Here is a 2,407-nt window from a genome sequence, read left to right as displayed (position 1 = left end):
GCGTCCGACTCGGCGTGGGGGGCGGCGTCGTCGTGGGCGTCGGCGTCGGGTTGAAGCAGGAACGCTGAAACCGAGTATCCTCTGGATTTCCGCTCGGCAGGCAAGGTTTGTTCTTCGGCTCCAGCGGCTTCAGGTAGCGCAGGTCATAGTTTTCCTGATCGCTGCCATCGCGGGTAGCAAAGCGCAATCGCGCAGTGCCGGTGTTTTCATAGGTCTGGATCTCCACCAGGTAAGGAGAAGGCCCTTGTGCAGGCGCGCACTCCAGCTCCAAGCGCAGGGTGACCTGCTTGCCGCTGCCATCTGACCAGGCCTCGGCACCTGCCGCGTTCGGCCCTAGGCTGAGGGGACTGCCGTCCGGAACGCCAAAAGTAGCATCGGAGCCTTCCCGCCGCCGGATGATCAACCGCACGCCATCATCACCATCGAGGATGTGGTAGCTCTGCAGGCCCGGCCAGCGGGGATAGAGCTCCCCTACCCAGCGGACGACGAAGAAATCGTTACCGTTGTTGTTGCCACTGTTTGCTCCGCCGCTTCTGCGCCGCCAGCAGGAGCGTAGGAAGTTGAACTGGTTGGGGTTGAATCGGAGCTCGCTAGTTCCCTGTCCGTTGGGGAGCAGCCTATTGAGGTCGTATCCAATGCGAGGGCTGCCGACAGGCACATAGGAATAGCCGATGTCATCCGCATCGATGGGCGCGTTCGGCAAGTTGTTGTTGCCGTCTAGCTCTCCGCAACTGGGCATCCAGAACCAGTCGCCGCGATCCCGGCGATCCGGACTAGGATCAGGCGGGATGAAAGGTGGCTGAGGCTCCCGAAGAAGATCCTCCCAAACATTCGGCGGCGCGAGAATTGGCACCGACAGGCGGCAAAGGGGCTGCAGGATGTCAGACAAAGAGCCATTGCAAGTGGAATTGCTGTACAGCTGCCGCTTGAAGGGAGACCTTGAATTCAGATCCGTGCTGTTACCGAACTGGTACTGGAAGCCACCCCACGAGGGGAAACCAGAACCGCTGCGGGCAAAGCTGCTTGGATTGACGGTGCCATCGCCATTACTGATAGCGTCGCGCACGCAGGCCCAGCGTTGGTCGTTGGTGGCGCTGTCCAAGTTGGTCGTTGGGCAACGCGGCGCACTGCTGGTGTAGCCGTTGTTGTATTGACCGATGGCATCCGGCACCCCCTGGGCCGGGAACACTGGATCCGGCCAGCGCACCGCCCGCAGGTAGGGCAGGTTTTTATTTTGAGCATTCGAGAGCAAAGGGCCTACAGCGCCAGTGCTGGCAAACCCCGTATTGGGGTCGTACTGGTTCCGCGGGCTGGTGATCCAGCCGTTGTAGTACTCGGCCAGCAGGCCAGCGCCGCCAGGGTTCGGGCAGGGCCCGATGGGAGCCACCATCACCCAGCGGGAGGTATCCAGCACCGGGTTGCCCAGGGCGGAGATGCGCACGCCGAAGTTGGCATAGTCCCTATCTGGCGCCCGCAACTGCCGCACCTCAGGCACGCCCCGACCTACTGTCCGGTCGGCTTCATTGGAGTTGGGATCGGTGCTGTCGCGGCGGGCAAAGAGGGTGTCGCGGGCAAACACATCCGGCCAGCCGGGCTGGTTGGTGTTGTCACCCAAGTTCTGGGCCCCGTTGGTGTTGTCGAAGCGCAGAACACCAGCGCCATTGTTATTCGGATCCGGAGCCGGCCAGTTGTTGCCGCGGATCACCAGCGCCTGGTTGAGGAAGGAGGTGTTGGCCCCGAGGTTTGGCCCGCTGCAGCCGTAGTAGTCGTTGCGGCGAGGAGCCGAGGCCCGCTGTGGGTTGCCCTGGTAGTCGCGGTTGGCCACAAAGCTGCTGCCGCCGCCATTGAGGGTGCCATCCTGGACAAAGCCATCGTCAATGCTGCCATCGCAGAAATCGGCGGAGAGGATATTGATCGAGTCGCCTATGATCTCAGTGGGTCGCCAGAGATCCTCCGCTGCCCGGGCAAAGCGCCGGTCTTCGTTCCTCCGGAGTCGCCCGTAGAAGTTGCTGTAAAGGCCGTCTGATCCGAAGTTGAGGAGAGTCTTGAACTCTTCCAGCGGATCGCCTCCCCTCGTCCGGTGCAGGTTAAAGTCCCCTTGGATGTAGACGGGGTTGTCGGAAACGAAAGAGAGGCCGAAGACGGCTTCATCGAGGTTAAACCCGCCGCGGGCCAGCACTGCCCCATTGCGCAGCCGGAAGCCATAGGGCCGCCGATCCGGATCGGGGTAGTAGTCCACCGGTTTGGGACTGAGGCCCTCGTTGGAGACAGGCGGATCGCCGACCGGTTGGTTGCGACCAGGCTGACCGGCATTCATAACGCTGGCCAGAGTGCCACGGGCGTTTGCCGCTTGCCAGGCAGTTTGATAGGCGGCGAAGTTGGTCAAAGGCGGGCGGGCAATGGCATC

At 62.3% G+C, this 2,407-nt stretch carries 1 pseudogene; it reads right to left on the bottom strand.

Annotated elements, in window-relative coordinates:
• A pseudogene (locus tag NW863_RS12755) lies at positions 1-2,407 on the bottom strand (type II secretion system protein); the annotation flags it as partial.

It is taken from the genome of Synechococcus sp. B60.1 (genome assembly GCF_047462555.1).
GTDB lineage: Bacteria > Cyanobacteriota > Cyanobacteriia > Thermostichales > Thermostichaceae > Thermostichus.
Note: the sequence above shows the minus strand (reverse complement) of the source record. Positions and strands in the feature narration are given on the sequence as shown.